This window comes from Nonomuraea rhizosphaerae (genome assembly GCF_019396405.1).
GTDB classification, from domain to species: domain Bacteria; phylum Actinomycetota; class Actinomycetes; order Streptosporangiales; family Streptosporangiaceae; genus Nonomuraea; species Nonomuraea rhizosphaerae.
On sequence record NZ_JAHKRL010000405.1, the window covers coordinates 1 to 23,327 of the forward strand.

General features: G+C 68.8%; 25 protein-coding genes. 9 read left to right on the forward strand and 16 right to left on the reverse strand.

From position 1 onward, the window contains the following. Window positions 1–266, reverse strand: a 266-nt coding sequence (locus tag KME77_RS20605; protein WP_219470228.1) for an ABATE domain-containing protein, incomplete at its 3' end; no start/stop codon positions are given. A gap of 124 nt (window positions 267–390) precedes the next feature. On the opposite strand from KME77_RS20605, the gene KME77_RS20610 reads away from it, so the two are divergent. Continuing rightward, window positions 391–537, forward strand: coding sequence for an alpha/beta fold hydrolase (locus KME77_RS20610; protein ID WP_219470230.1), 147 nt, complete (start codon window positions 391–393; stop codon window positions 535–537). A gap of 15 nt (window positions 538–552) precedes the next feature. Next, the gene (locus tag KME77_RS20615; RefSeq protein WP_219470272.1) at window positions 553–1,251 is read left to right on the forward strand and encodes an alpha/beta fold hydrolase; all 699 of its coding nucleotides are present in this window, start codon (window positions 553–555) and stop codon (window positions 1,249–1,251) included. 60 nt (window positions 1,252–1,311) lie between these two features. Here KME77_RS20615 and KME77_RS20620 read toward each other — a convergent pair whose 3' ends face one another. The 5 genes from KME77_RS20620 to KME77_RS20640 all read right to left on the reverse strand — a co-directional run bounded on the left by KME77_RS20620 (window position 1,312) and on the right by KME77_RS20640 (window position 7,317). Beyond that, complete coding sequence (locus KME77_RS20620) at window positions 1,312–2,226, reverse strand: aminoglycoside phosphotransferase family protein (protein ID WP_219470232.1); 915 nt, start codon at window positions 2,224–2,226, stop codon at window positions 1,312–1,314. Between the two features lie 672 nt (window positions 2,227–2,898). After that, window positions 2,899–3,234, reverse strand: coding sequence for an alpha/beta hydrolase (locus KME77_RS20625; protein ID WP_219470234.1), 336 nt, complete (start codon window positions 3,232–3,234; stop codon window positions 2,899–2,901). A 697-nt stretch (window positions 3,235–3,931) separates the two neighbouring features. Beyond that, entirely contained in the window at window positions 3,932–5,128 is a 1,197-nt protein-coding gene (locus KME77_RS20630) for a hypothetical protein (protein ID WP_219470235.1), read from the reverse strand. 787 nt (window positions 5,129–5,915) lie between these two features. After that, a complete protein-coding gene (locus KME77_RS20635; RefSeq protein ID WP_219470237.1) occupies window positions 5,916–6,794 on the reverse strand; it encodes a 1,4-dihydroxy-2-naphthoyl-CoA synthase in 879 nt (292 codons plus the stop codon). A 10-nt stretch (window positions 6,795–6,804) separates the two neighbouring features. Next, window positions 6,805–7,317 (reverse strand): PadR family transcriptional regulator, encoded by a 513-nt coding sequence (locus KME77_RS20640; protein ID WP_219470239.1) that lies wholly within the window; start codon window positions 7,315–7,317, stop codon window positions 6,805–6,807. A 76-nt stretch (window positions 7,318–7,393) separates the two neighbouring features. Here KME77_RS20640 and KME77_RS20645 point away from each other — a divergent pair, with 76 nt between their 5' ends. Beyond that, the gene (locus tag KME77_RS20645; RefSeq protein WP_219470241.1) at window positions 7,394–7,969 is read left to right on the forward strand and encodes a hypothetical protein; all 576 of its coding nucleotides are present in this window, start codon (window positions 7,394–7,396) and stop codon (window positions 7,967–7,969) included. 165 nt (window positions 7,970–8,134) lie between these two features. On the opposite strand, the gene KME77_RS20650 is transcribed toward KME77_RS20645, so the two are convergent. Continuing rightward, window positions 8,135–8,896, reverse strand: a complete 762-nt coding sequence (locus KME77_RS20650; RefSeq protein ID WP_219470243.1) for an ABC transporter permease — start codon at window positions 8,894–8,896, stop codon at window positions 8,135–8,137. A gap of 909 nt (window positions 8,897–9,805) precedes the next feature. Beyond that, entirely contained in the window at window positions 9,806–10,492 is a 687-nt protein-coding gene (locus KME77_RS20655; RefSeq protein WP_246610338.1) for an ABC transporter ATP-binding protein, read from the reverse strand. Between the two features lie 112 nt (window positions 10,493–10,604). Between KME77_RS20655 and KME77_RS30375 the strand changes: the two genes are divergently transcribed. The 3 genes from KME77_RS30375 (at window position 10,605) to KME77_RS29980 (ending at window position 14,199) form a co-directional block, all read left to right on the forward strand. Beyond that, window positions 10,605–11,723, forward strand: a complete 1,119-nt coding sequence (locus tag KME77_RS30375; RefSeq protein ID WP_219470246.1) for a sensor histidine kinase — start codon at window positions 10,605–10,607, stop codon at window positions 11,721–11,723. A gap of 577 nt (window positions 11,724–12,300) precedes the next feature. Continuing rightward, window positions 12,301–12,978: a response regulator gene (locus KME77_RS20665; protein ID WP_219470249.1), complete on the forward strand. Its 678-nt coding sequence runs from the start codon at window positions 12,301–12,303 to the stop codon at window positions 12,976–12,978. A gap of 1,095 nt (window positions 12,979–14,073) precedes the next feature. Further along, entirely contained in the window at window positions 14,074–14,199 is a 126-nt protein-coding gene (locus tag KME77_RS29980) for a hypothetical protein (protein WP_281424211.1), read from the forward strand. A gap of 428 nt (window positions 14,200–14,627) precedes the next feature. Here KME77_RS29980 and KME77_RS20670 read toward each other — a convergent pair whose 3' ends face one another. Then, complete coding sequence (locus KME77_RS20670) at window positions 14,628–14,960, reverse strand: ArsR/SmtB family transcription factor (protein WP_219470251.1); 333 nt, start codon at window positions 14,958–14,960, stop codon at window positions 14,628–14,630. Between the two features lie 86 nt (window positions 14,961–15,046). Between KME77_RS20670 and KME77_RS30525 the strand changes: the two genes are divergently transcribed. Further along, the gene (locus KME77_RS30525) at window positions 15,047–15,217 is read left to right on the forward strand and encodes a DUF3073 domain-containing protein (RefSeq protein ID WP_219470252.1); all 171 of its coding nucleotides are present in this window, start codon (window positions 15,047–15,049) and stop codon (window positions 15,215–15,217) included. Here the strand turns inward: KME77_RS30525 and KME77_RS20680 are convergent. Beyond that, window positions 15,180–16,847 (reverse strand): cytochrome P450, encoded by a 1,668-nt coding sequence (locus tag KME77_RS20680; RefSeq protein ID WP_308250793.1) that lies wholly within the window; start codon window positions 16,845–16,847, stop codon window positions 15,180–15,182. The genes KME77_RS30525 and KME77_RS20680 overlap by 38 nt on opposite strands. Window positions 16,848–16,854: 7 nt before the next feature. Here KME77_RS20680 and KME77_RS20685 point away from each other — a divergent pair, with 7 nt between their 5' ends. Continuing rightward, on the forward strand, window positions 16,855–17,457 hold the full coding sequence (locus KME77_RS20685) for a TetR/AcrR family transcriptional regulator (RefSeq protein ID WP_219470257.1): 603 nt from the start codon (window positions 16,855–16,857) through the stop codon (window positions 17,455–17,457). Window positions 17,458–17,495: 38 nt separating this feature from the next. Here KME77_RS20685 and KME77_RS20690 read toward each other — a convergent pair whose 3' ends face one another. The 6 genes from KME77_RS20690 to KME77_RS20715 all read right to left on the reverse strand — a co-directional run bounded on the left by KME77_RS20690 (window position 17,496) and on the right by KME77_RS20715 (window position 22,682). Continuing rightward, window positions 17,496–18,896 (reverse strand): LCP family protein, encoded by a 1,401-nt coding sequence (locus KME77_RS20690; RefSeq protein ID WP_219470259.1) that lies wholly within the window; start codon window positions 18,894–18,896, stop codon window positions 17,496–17,498. A 236-nt stretch (window positions 18,897–19,132) separates the two neighbouring features. Continuing rightward, a complete protein-coding gene (locus KME77_RS20695; protein ID WP_219470261.1) occupies window positions 19,133–19,399 on the reverse strand; it encodes a DUF6510 family protein in 267 nt (88 codons plus the stop codon). Window positions 19,400–19,410: 11 nt separating this feature from the next. Further along, entirely contained in the window at window positions 19,411–20,112 is a 702-nt protein-coding gene (locus KME77_RS20700; RefSeq protein ID WP_219470262.1) for a ferredoxin reductase, read from the reverse strand. After that, window positions 20,112–20,711 (reverse strand): sulfite oxidase-like oxidoreductase, encoded by a 600-nt coding sequence (locus KME77_RS20705; protein ID WP_219470264.1) that lies wholly within the window; start codon window positions 20,709–20,711, stop codon window positions 20,112–20,114. Before KME77_RS20705 ends, KME77_RS20700 begins: the two co-directional genes overlap by 1 nt. 175 nt (window positions 20,712–20,886) lie before the next feature. After that, window positions 20,887–21,540, reverse strand: a complete 654-nt coding sequence (locus KME77_RS20710; protein WP_219470266.1) for a response regulator — start codon at window positions 21,538–21,540, stop codon at window positions 20,887–20,889. Beyond that, window positions 21,537–22,682, reverse strand: a complete 1,146-nt coding sequence (locus tag KME77_RS20715) for a sensor histidine kinase (protein WP_219470268.1) — start codon at window positions 22,680–22,682, stop codon at window positions 21,537–21,539. Before KME77_RS20715 ends, KME77_RS20710 begins: the two co-directional genes overlap by 4 nt. Window positions 22,683–22,846: 164 nt before the next feature. Here KME77_RS20715 and KME77_RS20720 point away from each other — a divergent pair, with 164 nt between their 5' ends. Further along, the gene (locus KME77_RS20720) at window positions 22,847–23,212 is read left to right on the forward strand and encodes a hypothetical protein (protein WP_219470270.1); all 366 of its coding nucleotides are present in this window, start codon (window positions 22,847–22,849) and stop codon (window positions 23,210–23,212) included. The last annotated feature ends 115 nt before the right edge of the window (window positions 23,213–23,327 follow it).

The following is a 23,327-nucleotide window of genomic DNA, read 5'->3' on the forward strand; positions in this document are numbered from 1 at the left end:
CCGCCCTCGCTCCTGTCACGGATCGCCGGGCGGCGGCTGCCGTGCTCCAGCACCGCGTTGATCCGCTCGGCCCCCCGCCCCTCCAGCAGCGCCCGGATGGCATCCCGTGCCTCGACCAGGCGATCACGCACCCGCTCGACCTGCGCCCCCTCACCTCCCGGCAGCCCGTGATCGCGCAGCCACCCCCGCACCCCCTCAGGATCGTCGAACTGATCAACCATCACCCCGTGCTCCACCCACACGCTGTCGACCAGGTCGAACGCCACAGGCTCCCCACGAAGCGGCCGCACCCTCACGCTATTAACCTCTCAAAGCAATTTGACCGGTTACAAGCTCCCATGTTATCACTTAACCACCAAACAACCTTTAACCAGTTAACAGGGAGCCCCGGTGACGACCCACTACCGCACCGCTCAGATCGACGGCCTCAACGTCTTCTACCGCCAGGCAGGCGACCCCTCGGCCCCCACCCTCGTACTCCTCCACGGCTTCCCGACCTCGTCGATCGCCTACCAGGAGCTGATCACCGATCTGTAGGACGAGTTCCACCTCATCGCCCCCGACTACCCCGGCTTCGGCCACAGCTCCGCCCCCGCCGCCTCCGAGTGGAGCTACACCTTCGACCACCTCGCCGACGTCATCGACCACCTGCTCGACTCCCTCGGCCGGACCAGGTACGCCATCTACGTGAACGACTACGGCGCCCCTGTCGGCTTCCGCCTCGCCGTCCGCCACCCAGACCGGATCACCGGCATCATCACCCAGAACGGCAACGCGTACGAGGACGGGCTGACCTCCTTCTGGAGCGACCTCCGCAAGATCTGGTCGAACCCTTCCGAAGCCGACCTCGCCCCGCTCCGCGCCAACCTCACCCGCGAGGCCACGCACTGGCAGTACACCGACGGCGTCCCGGACGTCTCCCTGGTCAACCCGGACAAGGAAGCCCTCGACCAGGCCCTCCTCGACCGCCCCGGCAACGAGGAGATCCAGCTGGCCCTGTTCCTGAACTACGCCACCAATGTCGCGGCGTACCCGGTATGGCAGGAGTACCTCCGCACCCACCAACCGCCCGTACTCGCCGTCTGGGGCAAGAACGACGCGATCTTCGGCCCTGACGGTGCCACGGCCTTCACCCGGGACGTGAAGAACGCCCAGGTCCACCTGCTGGACACCGGCCACTTCGCCCTGGAGACCCACCGGCCGGCGATCGCCGCACTGACCCGCACGTTCCTCCACAGCCTCCCGGCCTGACCTGACTCACGCGCGGCCGGAAGCTCAACCGCCTCCCACAACCAGCTGACGAACCGCCCCCTACAACCGCTGATGAACCGCCTCAGCCACCGCCAGCTGAACCTCGTTCAGCTCCAACTCCCCATCCTCCACATCCCACAGCGAGTTCTGCAGCGCCCGCCCCAGCGTCCACCCCGCCGCCCGCTGCCGATCCAACCCCAGCTCGTCCACCATGTAGTCGAACCGCCGCAACACCGCCCGCCCCACGTTCCCGCTCGCCACGATCTCCTCCCACCGGTTGTGGAGCGCGGGCATCAGATCGAACCCCGGATCCCCCGCGAGCGGCTTCGGATCGATGGCCAGCCACGGCTCCCGCTCACCGGCCAGCACGTTCTCGTAGTGCAGGTCCCAGTGCAGCAACCGGTCCCCGGGCTCACCCACCAACTCACCCACAGCCCCCGCGCAGATCCCCAGCCAGTGCCGATCCCGCTCCAGACCCAACACCCCCATCGCTTGAGGAACGTCATCCAGCATCTCCTGCGCGATGTCCCCCAACCGCCGCATCTCCGCAGGAGCAGGCAGCGCCACCAACCGCCGCAACAACGCGGTCAAGATCTCCAGCGCCTTCATCTCGTCATCCACAGCCAGCAGCGAACGCCCGCCATCAAGCCGTTCGAGCAGCATCGTCCCGGTCTCGGGGTCCTCGTCGAGCAACAGCACCGACCCGTCACCCGCCCACGCCCGCAACCCGGGCGCCTCCCAGCAGTTTTCGTGGGTGACGGGCTGCAACTTCAGCGCCGCCCGCGTCCCGTCCCGCCGCACCACGGGGAACACCAGGGACACCACGCCATGGGCAGGCCCACCGTCAAGCCGCAGCTCCCACTCGTCGAGGTACCGCTTCGTCAGCGCGGGCAACCCCGCCGACCAGGCACGCCCGGCTTCTCCGTCGTGCTTCACGTGAAACGCCGTCAGCGCGGCGGGCACTACGATCTCCATCGGCCCAGTCTGCCGCGCCGCCCCTCCACAACTCCTCCTGTTTTCCACCTCTGCCGCCGCGCCCTCCAACCGCTTTTCTACGGCCACCGCTGGCTACGAGCACCGCTCGTTACGGCCTCCCGCCCGGCTACGGTCATGCGCCCGCTACGACCACCTGCCCGCTACGACCGAAGCCCAGCTACGGCCATCACTCGTCGAGGTGCCGCCGCCTGCTGAGGCGTCATCACCTGCCAGGGGCCGGCCACCGCTCCTGCAGCCGCCACTTTCCGCGGCACCATTCCAGCTACGCGGACGACGCTCTCTTTGAACCAGCGCCCCCTGAACCAGCGCCCCTTGAACCGTGCCACGGCACTCCGTACGGGCGACGCCCTCACCCCGTACTGGTGATGCCACTTCGCCCCGCGCGGGCGATGCGTTCTCCGCCCTGGGGGCTACCACCGCCCAGCCATCGGGCTACCACCGCCTAGCCCTGGGGCGGCGATACCGCCCCTGTCCTGGAGCGATGTCACTCCCACCCCGGGCCCTGCCCCCACACCCTGGCGAGGTCTGTCACCCCACCCCGGCCCACCTCACCACACGCCTCGGCCCAGACCCCAGGGTGATCGCAGTCACCGCCGGCCCTTCATAGCCGCGACGGGGAACGATCCGCCGCCAGCGCCTCGGCGGTGAACCTCAGCGCGCCATCGGCGAAGGCGCGCGACAACATATGGGTCTCGTCCGGGAAATCGACAAACGAGCGGACGTGTGCTCCGCGAGCCAGCGCCGTGACGCCGCGGCCAGATCCGGCGGAATGACGTCCTCACATCCCCCCATGCCGTACCAGACGGGTGGACGTCGGGCACGTACCCCGGCGTGCGGCCGGAGATCCGAGACGAACCCGGCGACGAGCGCCACGGAGACGAACCGTTCCGGCCGCTGCCGGAGCAGGTGCACCCCGAGCGCACCGCCTTGCGACCAGCCGACCAGCGCGACGCGCTCAGCGTCCTGGCGGTCCAGCCACGCGAGCACACCACGAGCCGACGCGGAAGGGCCGTAACTCCGCGCGCCTTGGTGACGACATCCGCCCAAGCCCACCGCTGCTCCACCGCCACCGGGCCACGCAACGCGACTCCAACGGTTCCGGCCGGCAGTGCCGGGAACCATGCCGTCCAGTCGGACTCATGGCCCCCGTACCCATGAAGCAGAACAATCAGCGGACGCCCGGCTCGCTCGGACTCAGGATGCGACCAGACAGGGGCGTCCTCGTCCAGCGAAGCGATAGATCTCACGAAATCCCCGATGCGGCGTGAGAAAGCCCCCAATCTAGCCAGCGCCCCTCCCCCGCACACCGCAGCTTCCCGAGCGCCGCCACCCGGAGTGGACGGGCTGCTGCGAAGACGCCGCTACAGCCAATGCCACCCCGGCCTGGGAGAATGCGTGCCCGCCAGCGACATCAACAACGCGTGCCGCCCAGCCTCACCGACAATGCATGCCGCCCAGTCTCACCGCAGAAGCCCGACGCACCGCGCTCCCCGAAGGGGCGCGCCCCTCGATGCACCGTGACCTCGACGTGCCCATGAATCCCCACATGGCGGAACCAGCGACAGGGCAGAACCTCCAATGTGCCGCGACCTCTGACACGCGCCATAACCCCTGACTCGCCAGACAGACCGAGGAAGGTATCTCGCGCCTCTTCAAGATCGCGAAGAGACGCGAGAACGCCTCCTCAGAGCTTGAACCTGGCCGCGGGACGGCGGCGCATCAGCAGCCCACCCACTCCGGCCGCCGTGATCAACACCGACCCCACCAGCACGAACAAGCGCCCGTCAGGCCCAGCCATACCCCCGCCACCCGTGTCGACCCCGGCCTTCGGCGTGGTGGAGTTCCTGCTGCTCTTGCTGCTCGACGGCTTGGGCGTCGGAGTAGGGGTCGGGGTCTTCGACGGGGTGGGAGTCGCGCTGGGTGAGGAGCCGGTGCCCGACCCGACGGTCAGCGTGTACGTCTTGAGCGTGGTCGCGTTCTGAGGCTCGCACTTGATCGTCGGTGAGGTGGCCGAGGTGCCGATGTTGACGGCCGCGGGCTTGATGGTCGCGGTGCCGGCGGTGTTCGCGGTCGCGCGTATGTCGATCCGCGTCGGCAACGTGATCGGGTTACCGTCGGTCGCGGCGGTCAGGTCGGCTGATCCGGTCGCGGAGGTGAGGCCGGTGATCCCGGTGATCGAGACATTGGCGAATATCTTGTTGCCCGTCTGCAGCCCCGTGGACGGTGCTTCAAGCTCGGACCCCGTCTCGTAGACCCCAGCCCAGCCGATCGTGAACTGCTCGCCCGCCTTGGGGGCGGTCGTCGGCATGGTCAGCGTGACCTTGATCTCGACGGTCTGGGGGCTGCTCTCCGTACCGGTCGTGCACGAGTACGTGACCACGTCCTCCTGCGTCCCGCCGCCTCCACCCTGACCGACGGTGACCGTCACGCTCTGCGCGGTGGTGGTCGTGCACGTGGTGGCGTCAGTGGTCGCGTTGGCCAGGCTCAGCTTCAGGCTGCCCTGCTCGGTGGCCCCCTTCACCGTCACCTGCTGCCCCGTGGTCGCGGTGACGGCGACCGTGCTCGTCACCTGCGCGGCCAGCACCGTCGTCAGCCCGGAGGAAACGCTCGCCCCGGTCTTGTCGAGATCAGTGTGCGTCCCTCCGGTCACGAGCAGCTTCCCCGCCACCTTGACCTGCGTGGTGGCGGTCGGCGCCGTACGCAGGGTCAGCGCGGGGAGCTTCCACTTGACCTCGAACGTCCCACTCCCCGTGTCCGGCACGATGATTTCCACGCTGAGCGAGGTGTTACTGAACGGCCCGCCCGCACAGGTGTAGGAAAGGGTGAGCGTCTTCTCAGCCACCGCCGCCTGAGCCGGAGAGACCAGGACCAGCGCGATCACGCTGCTGATGATCCCAAAGATGGCTGCTTTCCTGACAAGGCGCTCCCACACCCCGGAAGCTCGCAACAGTCCCATCTCCATCCCAAAGGGCGGTCAGCAAGACGTATCAGAATTGCAGTAGTTGGTCACGATTGGGTGGAGATAGTCAAGAAAAGTAGTTGAACATCAACGCTAACCCACCAAACCCCCGCAAACCACCAGCATCACCCGCCCCACATACGGGGATGCCTACTCGTCCCACCCGCACCATCGGCCCCCGTTTCCCCACATTCGACGGCCGATATTCGATCTCACGAGCCGACATCAGAGGCACCCCAAGACCGCCGCATCCGCTCTCCCGGTCCGGCTCCGCCGCACTCCACTCTGCAATCCGACAGCGCCACTCTCAGATCCAGCGCTCACCCTCGGTGCGGCGGCGGCAGCACCGAAAGCGGCCTTCGCACCTGCACCGCAACTGGCACCTGCACCCGCACCGCCATCAGACGTCGAACAGTCAGACATCGCACAGTGTTTTCGATCACCCTGAAATCGCCAGCGTGAGCTGCTGCACGCCAAGCACCCCTTCTCAACCCACGCTCACGCAATCCCTCCCCCTTACCGACTCGGGTCCGGAGGAGGGCGGCCGTGGTCTCACCGTCTTGTAACGGCGGCTGGCCCCGTGCGGGCTCAGCGGCCGTGTCCCTGGAGGTCCTCAGCCCCGTGCGGCGACTGGGGCCGGCCCATGCGTGCCGTACAAAAGAAATCTCACACGCACAGAAGAAGCGGGAGAGCGGAAGAGGCGGAGGGGTCAGTAATGCCAGGGAAATGGCGACCAGTCCGGGGCGCGCTTTTCGAGGAACGAGTCGCGCCCCTCCGCCGCCTCATCGGTCATGTACGCCAGCCGCGTCGCCTCGCCCGCGAACACCTGCTGCCCCACCAACCCGTCGTCGATCGCGTTGAACGCGTACTTCAGCATCCGCTGAGCCGTCGGCGACTTGCCGTTGATCTTGCGTCCCCACTCCAGCGCCGTCTCCTCCAGCGCCGCGTGCGGGACGACTGCGTTCACCATGCCCATCCGGTGCGCCTCGGCGGCCGTGTAGGTGTCGCCGAGGAAGAAGATCTCGCGCGCGAACTTCTGCCCCACCTGCCGGGCCAGGTACGCCGACCCGAAGCCGCCGTCGAAGCTGGCCACGTCGGCGTCCGTCTGCTTGAAGCGGGCGTGCTCCTCGCTGGCCAGCGTGAGGTCCGCCACCACGTGGAGGCTGTGGCCGCCGCCCGCCGCCCAGCCGGGCACCACGCAGATGACGACCTTGGGCATGAAGCGGATCAGCCGCTGCACCTCCAGGATGTGCAACCGGCCCGTGGACGCCGAACCGTCCGCGTACTGGTAGCCGTCCTTGCCCCTGATCCGCTGGTCACCGCCGGAGCAGAACGCCCAGCCGCCGTCCTTGGGCGAGGGCCCGTTGCCGGTCAGCAGCACACATCCCACGTCCGTGGTCTGCCTGGCGTGTTCGAGTGCGCGGTAGAGCTCGTCGACGGTCTGCGGCCGGAAGGCGTTGCGTACCTCGGGCCGGTCGAAGGCGATCCGTACGGTCCCTTGGTCGACCGCCCGGTGGTAGGTGATGTCGGTGAAGTCGAATCCCTCGACCGCGTGCCAAGCCTTTGCATCGAACAGTTCGGAGACCATGGGGCGAAGCCTAACGGATCTGTTCTTCCGCCCATTCGGCCCACTCGCGCTGCACCGTGCCCAGGCGCAACCCGTACTCCAGCGCGATCCTCCCGTACACCGACAGGTTGTCCTGCCCGCTGTCCACGAAGTTCCGGATGCTCTCCATGTGCTCCAGATGCTTGGTGACGAGCTCGGCCTGCCGCCGCAGGTACGCCCGCGCCTCCTGGGGGTCCACCTGAGCCAGGAAGAACACCCGAAGGAGCATGTCGCTGCGCATGGTCCTGACCGGCTCGACCTCGGTGATCCAATGCCGCAGCTCGGCCGCCCCCTCCTCGGTGATCGCGTACTCCTTGCGACCGCGCGCCCCCTCGGCCGCCACACTCACCAGACCCGCGTCGGCCAGCTTGCCGAGCTCGGAGTAGAGCTGGCTCTGCGTGGCCGGCCAGACGTTCGAGAGGGACAAGTCGAACAGTTTCATCAGGTCATAGCCGCTCGCCGGTCCCTCGGAGAGCAGTCCCAGTACCGCATGTCGAAGACTCATATTCCTATATTGACATATCTGGCGAGGAGGTTCTACCTTCGACATGTCACGATAGGAACGTCATAAGGAGTCACCCATGCGCGCTCTGCTTGGATTCGCCCCCTGGATCCTGTACGCGATCATCGCCACCAGCGACGAGTGGCGCTGGGGCGCGATCACCGGACTTGTGATCGCCGTGGTCCTCGTCGTCATCGACCGCCGCCAGGGCCGGGCCTGGGACGAGATGGTGATCGAGTCGAGTGCCGTCGTGTTCTTCGCCTGCCTCACCGCCCTGTCCTTCATCGATCCGCACTCGCCTCTCACGCCGTACGGGCCGGCGCTGGTCAACGTGTGGCTCGCGGGCACGGCTTGGGGCTCGCTGGCCATCCGCAAGCCGTTCACCCTCGGCATCGCCCGGACCATGGCCCCCAAGGAGACCTGGGACAACCCGATCTTCTTCCGCACCAACGTCGTCATCACGACGGCGTGGGCCATCGCGTTCACCGTCGCCGCCGTCTCACTCACCCTCGTCCTGACCGTCGCACCGCACGCCACGCTCGTGGTCATCGCCATCAAGGCGCTCTCGTTCGCCGTCCCGGCCATCTTCACCGCCCGCTACCCGAAGGTCGTCCAGGCCCGCTACCGCCGCCACCTCGCTGACGCCCAGCAGTGACTCGGCCCCTCGCCCACCACACCCTCATGAGCGCTCCGCAGTTGTCGTAGTCGCCCAACCGGCCGAGCGCCGGCGAGATGAGTGCCCGCCCCACCAGCGCAGGGCACCGTTCACCGGCCCTCACGCTCGCAGCAGACACTCACCTACTTGCCCTCAAGCACCCGCTCAGGTGACGTCGCGCCGGAGGGTGAGCATTCCGGCCAGTGCCACGATGACCCCGACATACCCCACGAACAGCAGCCCCCCGCCCCAGGCGGGCAGCAGCGCCCCACCATCGGCCTGCATGCCGCTCAGCGCGCGAGCCGCCCCGGTGGGCAGCCACCGGTAGACATCGGGCACCAGCCAGGAGAGGAACCCGTCACCGTACGAGAACAGCAGCGCTGCCAGCACGATCGCCCCCACCTGGTTCCTGATCAGCACGGCTAACGCGACACCGAGCAGCCCGTAGAACGTGGTGCTGAGCACCGCCCCCACGAGCACCAACGGCACGTCCGAGCTCAGCGCCGGATACCCGTGCACGGCCAGCAACACGCTCCCCGCCGCCAGCGTGAACAGCGCCGACACCACCGCCACCAACAGACAGAGCAGCCCGGATGCCAGCAGCTTCGCCGCCACGAACGTCCCCCTGCGCGGGGTGACGAGGAACGACCAGGTGATCGTCTGATGCCGGTACTCGCCGGCCATGCTGAGGATGCCGAGGATCAGCGTGAAGACGTACGCCTGCGCGGCCATGGAGTAGACCCCCGCTATCCGCGCGGCGTCGGACGAGGCCGGAACAAGCACCGGCACCAACACCCACAAGGCGCAGAAGACGGGCGCGATGATCGAGAGAACCCAGGTGGTACGGCTGGCGCGAGCCTTGAACAGCTCAGCCCGGACAAGCCGGTTCAGCTCGGTCAACGGGCGCGGGCCCGTTCTGCTGGTCACGGTTACGGCTGACGAACTCATCGATCCACCTCCAGGTAGTGGGTTGCACGGAGACCTCCAGACACGAGATCTCCAGGAGCACGAACGTCCCGAGCGCGGACCATCAAGGCGATCCAGGGCCAGAGCCAGCGCCAGGGGCTCCAGGGCGCGGCTCTGCGGAGCACGGGTGTCCAAGGCGCAGGAGTTCAAAGCACAGGCGTCCAGGACGCGAGCGCGGGCCTGCAAGCATGGGCGTCCCTCTGCGGGGCGTCCTCGACACGGGCCGCCACGGCCCCCGTGTTCGTGCACTGGTCAACAAGCTGTGGATATCCGAGGCCGAGGTGCCCGCGACATCGGCGTCCGCGACACGGGCCAGGCATCACGACATGGGACGGGCGTTCGCAATACGGGCGTCCGTAGCGCAGGTAAATGAGGTATCAGGTGCTTGAGGCGCTGGCTGAGCGAGCTGTCTGGCGTCCGAAGCATGGGCTGTGCGAGGTGCTGCTTCTAGCTATCTGTAGCGTCGTCGGCCGGGGAAGCGCTGGCTATCCGAGCACCGATAGCGCGAGGTACTGGGCGTTCAAAGCACCGGTTGTTCGAGGTGCCGCGTCCCCAAGCATTGGGTGCCGAAAGTGCAGGTGTCTGAAGCGCCGGATATCCATGGTGCCGGGGTACATAAGGTGCCGGACATGCAAGGGCTGGACGTCCGAGACCTCTGCACCCGCGACCCCCGCACCCGAGACGCCAGGTGTCTAGACGCCAGGTGTCTGAGACGCCAGACACCTGAGGAGGCGGATACACGTGGTGGTACATACGCGAGGGCGATCATCCGAGACAGCAGACGGTCCCTGAGGTCGACGCCTGGCTGAGCGTCGGAAACGAGCATTCAGGTGCCTTCGTGCTCGCTGCGGACCGGAACCCGGGCGCCGTTCATCCCGTCGCCTCCAGGTAGAGATCCTCCAGGGAGGACGCGTCGTACAGCGGCCCGCTCCACCGCAGCTTCCCGCCGGAGATGATCACCACCCGGTCGGCGATCTGCTGGATCTCCGACAGCACATGGCTGGAGACCAGCACCGCATTGCCCTGATGCGCGTACGCCTTCAGGAACCCGCGAAGCCACCGGATTCCCGCTGGGTCGAGCCCGTTGGCCGGCTCGTCCAGGATGAGCACCTTGGGGGCGCCCAGCAGCGCGGTGGCCAGCGCTAAGCGTTGCCGCATCCCCAGCGAGTAGCCGCCGATCTTGCGGTGGCCGGCTTCGGTCAGGTCCACCTGGTCGAGCACATGCTCGACCTGCGCGGACTCCAGTCCGGCCGCGATGCGTACGGACTCCAGGTGGGCCACGGCGCTCAAGCCGGGGTGGAAGGCCGTGGCCTCCAGGACCGCGCCGACCTGCCTGGGGGGCCGATCGAGCTCGTGGTAGGGCACGCCGTCGATGGTTGCGGCCCCCGCAGTCGGCGCGACCAGGCCGAGGATCATGCGCAGGGTGGTGGTCTTCCCCGCGCCGTTGGGCCCGAGGAACGCCGTGATGGCGCCATGCGGCACGTCGAAGGAGAGGTCGTCGACCGCGACCACCTTCCCGAACGACTTGGCCAGATGGCTGACGCTGATGGCTGTCATGCCCATGAGGTTGCTGCATCCGGGCCCGCGGGCGCATCGGAGCAGGGGTGGAGTTCTGGGTTCAACCCGTGGGCTGATGTTCCTGCTCCCTCCGCCGGATTAGCGTGTGCGCGTGGCCTCCTTCCTCCGCCGCCCTGCCGTTCGCGTCGCGCTGTACGTCCTGCTCGTGGCCTATCTCGCCTCGGGGCCGGTCAACCTCGCCGTACATCAGCCGAGTCTCGGCCAGGCCCTGCTCGTCCTGCCGATAGGCGTCATCGCATTCGGGGCCTGTCTGTGGGTGACGCTCCACAAGACCACCCCGGCCCGCGACGCGTTGCTGCTTGTCCTGGCCCTGGTCGGCGGCATAGCCATGCACTTGATCGAGCCCTATACGGGAGCGGCGTTCTTCTTCATGGTGATCTTCGTCGCGCCCTATCGCCTCGGGCTTCGCCAGGCCATCGTGCTGACCACGATCGACATCACCGTGTTCCCGTGCGTGTCGCTGTGGTGGGGCCTTGAGCCGAGCGCCGCCTTGGGGATGACGGCCGGGCTCGCCTACTCCGCCATCTTCACGTACGGCATCTGGCACTTTTACCTGACCCGGCAGCAGTCTGCCGAGGTCGCAGCCGCCCAAGCGCGCGAGGCGGTGCTGTCGGAGCGCACCCGGCTGGCCCGCGAGGTGCACGACGTTCTCGCGCATTCGCAGTCCGCGCAGATCCTGCACCTGGAGGGAGCCAGGATGCTGCTGAAGGAGGGCGGCGACCCGGCCCTTGTGCTGGATCGCGTGGAGCGGGCCGTCCGGCTGGCCAGGGCGGGCCTGGAGGAGACCCGCAGGGCGCTCGACGCGCTTCGTGGCGACGAGTTACCTCTGATGGAGCGGCTGGAACGGCTGGCGGCGGAGTTCCGCGTCACCACAGGGGCGACCTGCGTCCTTTCGATCGAGGCCGACCTCGACAAGCTGGAGGCGGAAGCCAGGCTGGCGGTGGTCCGCACGGCGCAGGAGGCGCTCACCAACGTGCGCAAACACGCGCCCGGCGCATCGGTCTCGGTCACGCTGCACCACGTGGGGAAGTGGTGCGAGCTGGAGGTACGTGACGACGGCAAGGTCACGGGCACGCCGGTCCAAGGGGCTGGAGGAGGAACGGGGTACGGGCTGGTCGGCATGCGCGAACGGGCCGAGCTCATCGGCGGCTCCCTCACGACGTGCGCGGAAGAGGACGGCTTCACCGTGATTCTCAAGGTGCCGGCATGACCGGCCGACGGGCCTGTCCGGGCAACGGTGGACCGGCAGCCTACGGAAGACGGCGAGCATATGGCCCCCGTGGAAAACGATCTTTCAGCCGACAATCCGCCTCCAAACGCCGGACACTCCCCAGCCGACCGTTAGAGGCGAGTGGAGGTGCGATCGGGCAGAGGTGTGATCGGCGGTGTGATCGGCGGTGTGATCGGCACGATCAGGCGATGATCAAGGATTGGCGAGGACCAGGGTTATCGGCATGACGGACGTGCGTCGGGGTTTCCTCCTCGATGAGGCCATGCTCGTGGAGGAGGGCTTTGCTGAGCACAGCCTTGTTGACCACAGCTTGGCTGAGGACGGCCTTGCTTGACGGCGGCCTTGCAGGGGACGGCCTTGTTTGGGGACAGCCTTGTTGGCGACGGCCTTGGTAAGGGCGGCTTTGTTGGGACGGCCTTGGTGGGATCGGGGCGTTCGGCCTCATCGAGCTCATGATCGGCTTCATCGAGCTCATGAGGTGCGGCGCGCTCGGCGGTGTTGAGTACGGTGCGGTCGGTGAGAGTGGTCAGGGCGGCGATTTCGGTATGGGGCGAGCATGACGGTGCGAGTGTTGGTCGCTGACGATCAGACCGTGGTCAGGGAGGGGCTGGTGCTGCTGCTTGGCCTGCTGCCGGACGTCGAGGTGGTGGGCACCGCCGCCGATGGCGAGGAGGCGGTGCGGCTCGTCGCCGAGTTGTCGCCGGACGTGGTGCTGATGGATCTTCGCATGCCCCGGCTCGACGGCGTGGCGGCGACGGGGGCGATACGGGCGGCTCACCCGAATACGGAAGTGGTCGTGTTATCCACGTACTCGGACGACGAGTCGGTCTTCGCGGCGCTGAAAGCGGGCGCGCGCGGCTATCTGACCAAGGACACGGACGCGGAGTCGCTCGCTCGTGCCATAGCGGTGGTTGCGGGTGGGGAGGCGCAGTTCGCGCCGCAGGTGCAGCGACGTCTGGCCGAGGCCGTGTCCGGCTCTCGGCCCGCTGGGGCCGGGCTTCCCGATGGGCTGACCCACCGGGAGGCCGAGGTGCTGCGGTTGATCGCTCAGGGGAGCTCCAACGCGGAGATCGCTGGTCGGCTGCACATCTCCGAGGCCACGGTGAAAAGTCATATCAACAACTTGTTCGCCAAGGCGGGCGTCCGTGACCGGGCGCAGGCTGTCACGTACGCCTTCCGGCATGGGCTGGCTGACCCTGCGGGGGCGGGCATGGGTGACCAGCAGGAACGGTAGTGCAAGCCTGGTGACTGGTGGTTGGCCGGGGAACGTGTGCGGTGGGGGTGTGAGCGGGAGAGAGCTTCTGCGGTGTGGGTGTGAGCAGGGGAGAGCTGCTGCGGTGAGGGTGTAAGCGCGGGGAGCTTCTGTGGGGGGGAGCGCGAACCGGCTCTGAGAGTTTTTGCGGTGGGTGGAATCGCCCTGAGGGTTCTTTGGTGGCTGGCTGGGGTCGGTCTGAGAGCCTGTCGGGATCGGTCTGAGAGCTCTTCTGCAGGGGTGCGTAGGGTCGGCTTCGAGAGTTTCTGTGGTTGGCGTGAGACCGCGCTGGGAGTTTGTGGCGGCTGGGCGGGAGTGGCCCAAGTTGGTTGCGGTGGCCGGTGCTTGTGCTTGATGCCGGTGCCTGTGCCTGGTGCGGCGGCCGTGTCTGCTGCTGACGGGGCGGGGGCGAGCATGTAGGTGGGGGATTGCCGCTGGTGTGGCGAGTGTGCTGTAGAGCGGTGGCTATCTGCTGCCTGGCACGGCGGTGGGGTAGTGGCCGGGCGGGGCGGGTGTTGAGAGCTTTGCGGCGGCTGGGGTGGTCGGGGAATGACTGCGATGGCTGGGTTGGGCTGGTACGCGAGTGTTTGTGGTGTGCGGTGAGGGAACATATCGCGGGCTGAGTGCGGGAAGGCGCGTACCTGCGGTGCGGGGAATGTGGTCGGGAGGGAACCAGGGGAGAAGGTGCGCTCGGGTGACTGATGAGGGGTGTGGAAAAGGCATGCCAAGTCGGTCGATGGGGCATAGGGGAGGCGTCTCTGGTCGCGTAATGCGGCATGTGGGGAGGCGTCTCGGGGCGAGCGGCGAGGGTGGGGAGGCGTGTGCGGTCGAGAGGTATGGGGTCGGATGGCCTCTCCCGGCAGGTGGCCGGGTCCTGGCGAGCGGCCGGGGTGCTCGGGGCGGTGGCGGATGTTGGCCGTCAGCGAATTGGCCGTGGGTGGATGATGGGCCACCGGTGGATCGGTCGTGGGCTGGTAGGGCATCGGGAGCCTGACCGCTGTGGGACTGGTTGTTGGGTGAACAGCGGCGGCGCGCGGGTAGTTGTTGCCTGGCTGAGCAGCGTCGATGTGTCCATGAATGTTGATCGGCTACGCGGCGCTGATGAGTCGAAGAGCGTTGATCGGCCGTGCAGTGCTGATGTTCGGCCGTGCAGTGCTGATGTGTCGAAGGGTGCTGACCGGCCGCGCGGTGCCGATACGTTGAAGGGTGCTGACCGGCTGGGCAGGGTCGATGCGGCGAGGAGCACTGATTGGCTGGGCGGCATCGATGCGGCGAAGGGTGCTGGTTGGTTGCGCCGTGTCGATGTGTTGATGGGCGCTGACCGGGTCCCTGGCGCTGATGTGTTGGAGAATGGTGTTAGGCCGGACGGTGCCGGCGCGCCGAGGGGCACCGACCGGTCACGAGGAACTGCTTCGTCGGGGGGCGCTGCTTTGCCAAGAGGAACTGCTCCGGCGAAGGGTGCTACCTCGTCAAGGAGGGGCGCCTCGTCGAGGGGTACTGCTCCATCGAGGAGGGGCTGCTTCGTCGACGGGCGTTGTTACGGCGCAAAGCGTCGGGGTGGCGCAAGGCGTCGAGGCGCTGGGGATACCGATCTATCGCGGGGCGGTCGCCTGTCGAGGGATGTCACCCCTTCAAGGGACCTCGGCACGGAGTTCGGCGAGAAGCTCACCCTGGTCGGCGAGCATGTCGGTCAGGATGCGCCGGGCGGCCCCGAGCAGGTCGGCCAGCTCGGGGGTGGCCAGCGTGTACACGACGGTGCTGCCCTCGCGGATGGCGCTCACGATGCCCGCTCTGCGCAGCACGGCGAGCTGTTGGGAGAGGCTGGACGCCTCGATGTCGATCTGGGCCAGGAGGTCCCGGACGGGGAGCGGGCCTTCCTGGAGAAGTTCCAGCACTCGGATGCGAGCGGGGTGGCCGAGAGTTCGGAAGAAGTCGGCCTTGGCCTGGTGGACCTCCACGTGCATAGTCTCAGAGTAATCTAGTTCAGTTGCATAATTCTTCAAGTCGTAACGTTGTTGGCTAGGATGACAGCGGGGACTAGGGAGTAGCCATGGGCCGAGGAAGAGCCAAGGCGAAGCAGACGAAGGTCGCTCGCCAGCTGAAGTACACCAATCACAACATCGACTACGACAGGCTCCGCGAGGAGTTGGGCGCCGACTCGCCGCACGACGAGATGTACCCGGCTACGGCGTCCGAGCAGGAGTCCGAGCAAGCGCGATGACGCGCGTGAGCTTCGCGGGGGCGAAGGTGGCGCTCTTGAGCCGCCTGCCCTCGGGCGCCGGGTCCGGCGCGGAAAGCTCCAGACGGGTCAGCATTTCGCGGATGATGACGTGCATCTCGAGTAGCGCGAGTTGCGCGCCCACGCAGAAGCGGCGACCGCCGCCGAAGGGCATCCACGACTTGCTGTGTTTGCCGTCCATGAAACGCTCTGGGCGAAACTCCCCGGGGTGGGGGAAGGTGGCCGGGTCGTGGTGTACGAGCGGGATGAACGGGCTCACCAGAGTCCCGGCCGGTAGATCGTAGCCGCCCAGGTTGAGCGGGGCGTCCAGCAGTCTGGGCGCCTCGAAGACGACCGGTCGGGCGCGTAGGGCTTCCTTGATCACCGCATCCAGGTAGTTCTCGTCGTTCAGTGGCCGCTCGTCGTTCGGCGACTGGTTGAGGTTGTCGTCGCCGTCCCTGCGTGAAGGGGCGATGGTGCTGTGGGTGCCATGGGTGTTCAGTGGCCTGTTGAGGGCGGTGACGCTGCCAGGCGGTCCGCTGGGGATGGCGGGGTTGCCGAGTGGGCCGTTGAGGTCGGTGGCGCTGTTGAGGGGGCTGTCGTTTCGGCGCGTCCCGTGAGCGATGCCGACATTGTCGTGTGGTCCGGCAGTGATGTCGCCAGTGCCGTCGGTGCTGCTGGGGTGCCGGTTGGCGTTGTCGGTGGTGTGGGGTGGCCGGTCGAGGACGCCGAGGCTGCTGCGGAGCCGGGTGAGGATGGCGTCGTTCCTGAGCAGCCGCTCGAACGCCCAAGCGACACCGGTCGCCGTGGTCTCGTGTCCGGCCAGCAGCATGGTGATCAGCTCGTCGCGGATCTCCTGGTCGCTGAGTTCGGTCCGCAGGAGCCTGCCCAGTACGTCGGTGCCGCCCGGTTCGGTGCGGCGGCGGGCGATCTCGTCGTACAGGAGCTCGTCGACGGCCGTCCGTACGCGGAGGAAGCGCGCGGAGGGTGAGAAAGGGACGCGTTCCAGCCAGGCGCGTGTGGCCGGAGGTGTCAGGGCGACGGACGGTCGGCCGCTGATGTCCAGCAGGACGGGGAGCAGGGCGCGCAGGCGTTCCAGGCGTGTGGTGTCGCGGATGCCGAACACCAGGCGGATGATCACCTCCAGTGTGATCTCCTGCAGGCGGTCGCGCAGCGCGAACGGCGTGCCCAGGGGCCAGGTCGCGATCCGCTCGGCGGCGATGGCCGCTATGTCGTCGCGGTACTCCGCGACCTGCTTGGCGCGTAAGGGCGGAGTGAGCAGGCGCCGGTGTCTCGTCCAGGGCTCGTCGTCCAGCACGAGCACCGAGTGGGGGCCCACCAGTGGTTCGAGGAACTCGCGGCGGGCCTCGCCGGCCTGACCGCCGCCCTGGTCGAGGCGGTAGATCTGTTCGGCCAACTCGCCGGTGGTGACGTACACCTCGGGCGGGAAGCCGGAGGGGCGCAGGGTGAAGATCGGGCCGTAGCGGCGCCGGCAGTGCTCGAAGAGTCCGATCGGGTCGCGTAAGAACCAGGCCGTTTGTGCCAGTCCGGGCATGCGGGGACCGGGGGGAAGCATCGTAGAACCTCCTGTATACGTACGTATGTCATAGACGCTCGTATACATCTGTAGCATAAGTGCCGTGTCACAGACAGAGGGCGGGGGATATCGGGAGCGGTTGCTCGCCGCGGCGGTCACCTGCTTGCAGGAGAAGGGGTACGCGCGCACGACGGCCAGAGACCTGGTGGCCGCGTCGGGCACGAACCTGGCCTCCATCGGCTACCACTTCGGCGGCAAGGACGCGCTGCTCAGCGAGGCCATCGCGAGCGTCTTCGACGCGTTCATCGAACGGGTCGAGCAGTCGATCTTCGGTGCGCGGGTGGGCACGCCCAGGGAGATGCTGGAGCGGGCCATGGCGGGGCTGGTGGACGTGTTCGCGGACATGCGGCCGATGCTGATGCTGTGCATCGAGGGGTATCCGGTGGCGATGCGCGAGACGGTGCTGCGGGAGAAGCTGGCCGCCGGGTACGCGCGGAGCCGCCGGGCGGGCGTCGACATGTTGACGCGGGCCTGCGCGGCGATGGGGCTCGAAGCGGTCGGCAAGCCGGAGGTACTGGTCTCCGTGCTGATCGCCATCACCGACGGGTTGATGATCCAGTGGCTGCTCGACCCGGACAGCACGCCGGACGGGCAGCAGGTCGTCGAGGCACTGGCCGCCCTGACGGAGTTCCTCAAGGCGCCCTGACGGACGCTCCCCATGCCCAAGATCCCAGCAAGCGTCGGCTACGCCGCGCACGTGTCGTGCGTGGCGTCGAACCCCTTCAGCGCCTCCGTGTCATCGGCCCGCAACGGCTTGGTGCCCTTCCAGTCGTTCCCGATCACCAGGATGAGCCTGCTGGTCCGCGCCCCCACCACCACCCGCGTCCGTGACGTCAGCAGGTCCTTGGTCAGTGTGGGCACGCGCGTCTCGGCGTTCGGCCCGTAGAAGACGGTCGTCCTGGCGATCGGCTTGCGCGGCGTGTCACCGATCTTGGTGATGTGGTACCCGCGCTGCTCCAGCGAGGCCGCCACCTGAGTGCCGAGTCCGGAGCGGTACGTGCCGTTGCGCAGCTCGATCTGCACCTTCGACCGCGACACCTTGGCCTGCCCGCCCTTGACGCCGTCGAGGCTGGCGTCGCGCGAGACCAGCTGGAACAGCTTGCCGGCCTGCGGCTGCACCCATTCGACGCGGCCGGGCTGGGTGAGCGAGTAGTGCCATGGCGTGGTGATGAACCGGATCTTCCCGGCGTTGAGGCCCTGGAGGCTGCCCGCCAGGTCCTTCATGACGCCGGGGGTGAGGTCGGGGTCGGTGGTGACGGCCTTGGTGCCGGCGTCCAGGAAGCCCAGCAGTTTGGCGGGGTCGGTGAGGGTCTGGCCGCTCATGACCTTCTTCACCATCGAGGCGATGAACATCTGCTGCCGCTGGATCCGCCCGATGTCGCTGCCGTCGCCGAGGCTGTAGCGGGCGCGTACGTAACCGAGCGCCTGTTCGCCGTCGAGGGTCTGCCGGCCGGCCGCCAGGTGCAGCAAGGCCTTCTTGTCGTCGACGCGCTCGGGCAGGCAGACCTCCACGCCGCCGACCGCGTCCACCATGCTCTTGAAGCCGGTGAAGTCCACCTTGACGAAGTGGTCGATGCGGATGCCGGTGAGGGTCTCGATCGTCTTCCAGGTGCAGGCGATGCCGCCGGAGTTGAACGATTCGTTGATCATGCCCACGTGCGGCTGCTGGCCGGGCAGGCCGCCCTTGGCGCGGCAGGCGGGCAGTTGCACGAGCGAGTCGCGCGGGAAGCTGACGACCATGGCGTTGTCGCGCTTGGAGGAGATGTGCGCGAGCATGATCGTGTCGGTGCGCTCGCCGGTGATGCTGTGGCCGTATCTGGCGTTCTTGCCGTCGCGCTGGTCGGAGCCGACGATCAGGACGTTGAGCGCGGTGCTCGCGACCTTGGCGGGGCGGGTGGCGCCGAGGTCGCCGGCGACGTCCTCGTGCTTCACGTTGCCGGTCAGCTTGACGTACACGCCCACGGCGGCCCCGACGATCAGCAGGACGATCGTCACCACGATCGCGATCACCCACCGCAGCCAGCGTTTTCGCTTCTTGACCGGTATGTGGGGGGACGGTGGCGCGTCCAGCAGCCCGCTGCTCACGTGTGCGTGACTCCCATGGGACAGGGCCGCGGGCCGCCGCCCATGGCCAAGACCTCCGCCGTAACAGATCTCGGCCGGTTGGACGTGCCTGAGTGTAGCGAGCCGAGGTATGGCGCACGTAAGGACGAGAAGATCCCTTGGGACGCCCTTGTCCAGTTGTTCGGCCAGCACAAAGCCTATTCGGCCGGCACAGCGCCTATTCGGACAACACAACCTCTATGTGGACAGAACAGCGTCTATTCAGGCAGTGCCACGCGGAGCGAGACCGCCCCCCGGAGGTCGAGCCAGGCCGCGTCGGGCCCGCGTACCAGGCGCAGCACGACCTCGTCGCACCCCGGACAGCGCGCGACGAACCCCGGCGCGGGCCCGTAGACCCGCAGCGACGCCACGGGCCCGCTGAGCCCGCAGCTCGCGCACCGGCCCGTGGCGGCCGTGACGTCCACGGAGAAGATCTCCGCCAGCGGGCCGGCCAGCGCGTTGCCGTCCAGATGTTCGGTGGTCACAGCAAAACCTCCTACGTGGGCCCGAAGCGTTCGGTTCTGATGCGGCCGGGCGCGTGCCCGAGCGCGAGCAGCAGGTCGGCCGCCGCCTCGACGAACCCCGTCGGCCCGCACACGTAGCAGTCCGGCTCGAAGTCGGCGGGCCAGCCGCCCTCGGCGAGGTCGTCCAGCAGGATGCGGCCCGGCGGCCGGGCCCAGCCCTCGGGGGCGGCGCGCGTGTACAGGTAGGCGACGTCCAGTCCGGGATCGGGCTGTCGCAGCTCGTCGGCGTAGTAGCGGCGCAGCGGGTCGCGCAGCGAGTACAGCAGCCGGAACGGCGCCCGGCTCCCCGCCTGCCGCCGCGCCCGGATCATGGCCATCAGCGGCACGATGCCGGAGCCGCCGCCCACCAGCAGGACCGGCGACTTGTTCTCGGGCCGCCAGACGAACCAGCCGCCGACCGGCCCGCGGATCTCCACCCGGTCGCCGGGCTCGATGACCTCGGTGAGGTACGGCGACACCTCGCCGTCGGGCACCCGCTCGACGGTCAGCTCGAACGCGGTCGCGGCGGCCAGCGAGTAGCTGCGCTGGGCGGTGTAGCCGTCGTCGGCCGTCAGCCGCACGTCCACGTGCTGGCCCGCCAGGTGCCCCGGCCAGTCCGGCACGTCGAACACCAGCGTGCGGGCGCTGGGGGTCTCCTCGCGCACGCCGGTGAGGGTCGCGGTCCGCCAGCGCATCAGTCGCCCTGGTAGCGCTGCTCGCGCCACGGGTCGCCGTAGTTGTGGTAGCCGGCCGTCTCCCAGAAGCCCGGCCAGTCCTCATCCAGCAGGCGGATGCCGCGCACCCACTTGGCCGACTTCCACAGGTACAGGTGCGGCACCAGCAGCCGGGCCGGCCCGCCGTGCCGGGGCTCCAGCTCCTCGCCGTCGTAGCGGTGCACGATCCACGCCTTGCCGTCGAGCAGGTCCTCCAGCGGGAGGTTCGTGGTGTAGCCGCCGTACGAGTAGACCAGCGCGTACTCGGCGGCCGTCTCCACGTCCTCGAACAGCGTGTCCAGGGAGACGCCCTGCCAGCTCGTGTCGAGCTTGGACCATTTGGTGACGCAGTGGAGGTCCACCGTGGGCGTCGTCTGCGCCAGCGCCATCAGCTCCGGCCACGACCAGCGGTGGGTCACCTCGGCCTCGGTGTCGATGGCGAACTCCCACCGGTCCAGCGGGACCCGCGGCGTCGGCCCCGCCGACAGCACGGGGAAGTCGTCGACGAGGTACTGGCCCGGCGGCAGCCGGTCGTCCTGTTCCCTGCGCCTGCCCCGGAAGCCGCGCGAAACGATGCCCATGGGCACCTCCTTCAGCGATGCACCAGATCACGTTCGCACGCCGGAGGCCCGCTGTGAATGGGCCACGCCCTGCCACGGCGTCACAAGCCCCGGCCGACCGCCACGGCGTCACACGTCCCGGCTGACCGCAGGCGTCACAAGTTCGGGGCTGACCGCAGGCCTCACGCGCCCCGGCTCACCGGGGTGTCACGAGTCCCGACTCGTAGGCGAACACGACGAGCTGCGCCCGGTCCCGCGCCCGCAGCTTGGTCATCGCCCGGCTCACGTGCGTCTTGGCCGTGGTCGGGCTGATCACCATCTGGGCGGCGATCTCGTCGTTGGACAGCCCACGGGCGACGAGGGCCATCACCTCGCGCTCCCGGTTGGTGAGCAGGTCGAGGCCGTCGGGGGTGGGATCGGGGCGGCGGCCGACGTACTCGCCGATCAGCCGCCTGGTGATGGCGGGCGCGAGCAGCGCGTCGCCCCTGGCGGCCACCCGTACGCCCTGGAGCAGGTCCGTGGGCTCGGTGTCCTTGACCAGGAAGCCGCCCGCGCCCGCGCGCAGCGCGTTGTAGACGTACTCGTCCAGCCCGTAGTTGGTCAGGATCACCACGTGCACGCCGGCGAGCCGTTCGTCGGCGGCGATGCGGCGGGTGGCCTCGATGCCGTCCATCACCGGCATCTGCACGTCCATCAGGACGACGTCGGGCCGGTGCTCCAGGACGAGGGCGACCGCCTGCTCGCCGTCGGCGGCCTCGGCGACCACCTCGATGTCGTCCTCGGCGCTCAGCAGGGCGCGGAACCCGGCCCGGATGAGCGTCTGGTCGTCGGCCAGCAGCACCCTGATCATTCGGCTCCTCCCGTGGGCAGCTCCGCGCGGATGGTGAACCCGCCCTCCGGCCGCGCCCCGGCCCGCAGCCGGCCGCCCAGCGCCGCGACGCGCTCGCGCATGCCCAGCAGCCCCACGCCGGGCACGTGCGCCGGCTCCTCGCGGGCCCGCCCGTCGTCGTCCACCTGCACGACCAGCTCGTCCGCGCCGTAGTCGATGCGCACCGACGCTATGGCGTCGCCGGCGTGCCGGGAGACGTTGGTCAGCGCCTCCTGCACGATCCGGTACGCGGCCCGGTCCACCTCGGCGGGCAGCGGCCGGCGCGTCCCGATGATCGTCACGCCGGCCGGCAGCCCGGCGGCGCGGGCCCGTTCCAGGAGGTCGTCCAGCCGGTCCAGGCCGCTGCCGGAGGAGTCGTCCGGCTCCTGCGAGCGCAGCACCTCCAGCGTGGCGCGCAGCTCACGCATGGCGTCGCCGCTGGCCTCCTGGATGGCCACCAGCGCCGCAGGCACCTCCTCGCCGCGCTTGCGGGCCAGGTGGACGGCCACTCCGGCCTGCACCTTGATGATCGAGATGCTGTGGGTGAGCGAGTCGTGCAGCTCCCTGGCGATGCGCAGCCGCTCCTCGCCGGCCCGCCGCAGCGCCATCTCCTCGCGGGTGCGCACGGCCTCGGCGGCCCGCTCCTCGGCCTGCAGCAGGTACGCCTGCCGGTGCCTGCTCACCGTCGCGGCCACGCCCGAGGCGACGAACCAGCCGAGCAGCAACGTGGTGCCCTGGACGACGGCGGCCTGATCGCTCCGGTCGGTGACCGTGGTGAGCTGGGCGGCCAGGCTGCCGCCGAGGAAGGCGGCCGCCGCGATGGCCGGGGCCAGCCGGTGCCCGGCCCTGACCGTCGCGAACACGCCCAGCATCACCGGGAACGCGGCCGGCGGCCCCGGCAGCGCGTGTACCGCGTACACCAGCATGCAGGCGGTGCTGACCGCCAGCGCCGGCACCGGGGCCCGCCGCACGAGGAGCAGCGACAGCGAGCCTGCCAGCACCGCCGCGTAGTCCAGCGCGCTCGTGCCGGGGCTCGACAGCGCGCTGACCAGCAGGAGGACGGCCGCGGCGGGCGGCAGCGCCGCCTCGGCCGCGATCGGCCGCCATCGGTGCGCGAAGCTCATTCCTGCACAGTACGGCTCATTCCCGGCGCTCTCCTCGGCATCAAGGGGGAGGTGTCCCTACTCCCGGTGTGGTAGTCGTCCCCGTCCTGCTTCCGGGGCGGTAGCCGAGGTTGTCTCCCCAGGCAGGACGACCGGCGGGCGGCCCGGGAGGAGCATCCGGGGGCATGAGCCGAAGATTCCTCCGCATCACGGTCCTCGCCCAGGCGGCGGCGTTCCTCATCCAGGCGATCACCGCCGGACAGCTCCTGGCCATGCCGGGCGGCCGCGCCGCGCACATGGCGACGGCGGTCATCGTGGTCGTCACCGGTGTGCTGCACCTGGTCGCGGCCCTCCTGGTGTGGCGGTCGGACGGCGGCCCGGCCCGGCTGGCGGTCTCGGCGGCGCTGCTGCTGGTCCTCACGCTCGTCACGGCGGCGCTCGGCGTGCTGCACGTCAAGATGCTGCACGTGCCGCTCGGCGTGCTGCTGTTCGGGGGCAGCGTCATGCAGATCACCCGGGTGATGCCACGCCGCGCGCCCGCCTCGGCATGAGCGCCGCGAGAGACCGGACCGGACCGGGCGTCACCAGGCGTCAGGCGCTGCGGCTGTTCAGGCTGGGCGCGGTGGCGGTGGCCGCGGGCGGCTGCTCGGTGCTCGGCGGCACGCC

Excerpts from the sequence above, each read along its gene's own strand:
- KME77_RS20705 (WP_219470264.1), bottom strand. The coding sequence starts at position 20,711 with ATGGGCATCGTTTCGCGCGGCTTCCGGGGCAGGCGCAGGGAACAGGAC.
- KME77_RS30525 (WP_219470252.1), top strand. The coding sequence starts at position 15,047 with ATGGGCCGAGGAAGAGCCAAGGCGAAGCAGACGAAGGTCGCTCGCCAG.
- KME77_RS20680 (WP_308250793.1), bottom strand. The coding sequence starts at position 16,847 with ATGCTACAGATGTATACGAGCGTCTATGACATACGTACGTATACAGGA.
- KME77_RS20635 (WP_219470237.1), bottom strand. The coding sequence starts at position 6,794 with ATGGTCTCCGAACTGTTCGATGCAAAGGCTTGGCACGCGGTCGAGGGA.
- KME77_RS20670 (WP_219470251.1), bottom strand. The coding sequence starts at position 14,960 with ATGCACGTGGAGGTCCACCAGGCCAAGGCCGACTTCTTCCGAACTCTC.
- KME77_RS20620 (WP_219470232.1), bottom strand. The coding sequence starts at position 2,226 with ATGGAGATCGTAGTGCCCGCCGCGCTGACGGCGTTTCACGTGAAGCAC.
- KME77_RS20710 (WP_219470266.1), bottom strand. The coding sequence starts at position 21,540 with ATGATCAGGGTGCTGCTGGCCGACGACCAGACGCTCATCCGGGCCGGG.
- KME77_RS20640 (WP_219470239.1), bottom strand. The coding sequence starts at position 7,317 with ATGAGTCTTCGACATGCGGTACTGGGACTGCTCTCCGAGGGACCGGCG.
- KME77_RS20720 (WP_219470270.1), top strand. The coding sequence starts at position 22,847 with ATGAGCCGAAGATTCCTCCGCATCACGGTCCTCGCCCAGGCGGCGGCG.
- KME77_RS20655 (WP_246610338.1), bottom strand. The coding sequence starts at position 10,492 with ATGACAGCCATCAGCGTCAGCCATCTGGCCAAGTCGTTCGGGAAGGTG.
- KME77_RS20715 (WP_219470268.1), bottom strand. The coding sequence starts at position 22,682 with ATGAGCTTCGCGCACCGATGGCGGCCGATCGCGGCCGAGGCGGCGCTG.
- KME77_RS20665 (WP_219470249.1), top strand. The coding sequence starts at position 12,301 with ATGACGGTGCGAGTGTTGGTCGCTGACGATCAGACCGTGGTCAGGGAG.
- KME77_RS29980 (WP_281424211.1), top strand. The coding sequence starts at position 14,074 with ATGTTGATCGGCTACGCGGCGCTGATGAGTCGAAGAGCGTTGATCGGC.
- KME77_RS20645 (WP_219470241.1), top strand. The coding sequence starts at position 7,394 with ATGCGCGCTCTGCTTGGATTCGCCCCCTGGATCCTGTACGCGATCATC.
- KME77_RS20700 (WP_219470262.1), bottom strand. The coding sequence starts at position 20,112 with ATGCGCTGGCGGACCGCGACCCTCACCGGCGTGCGCGAGGAGACCCCC.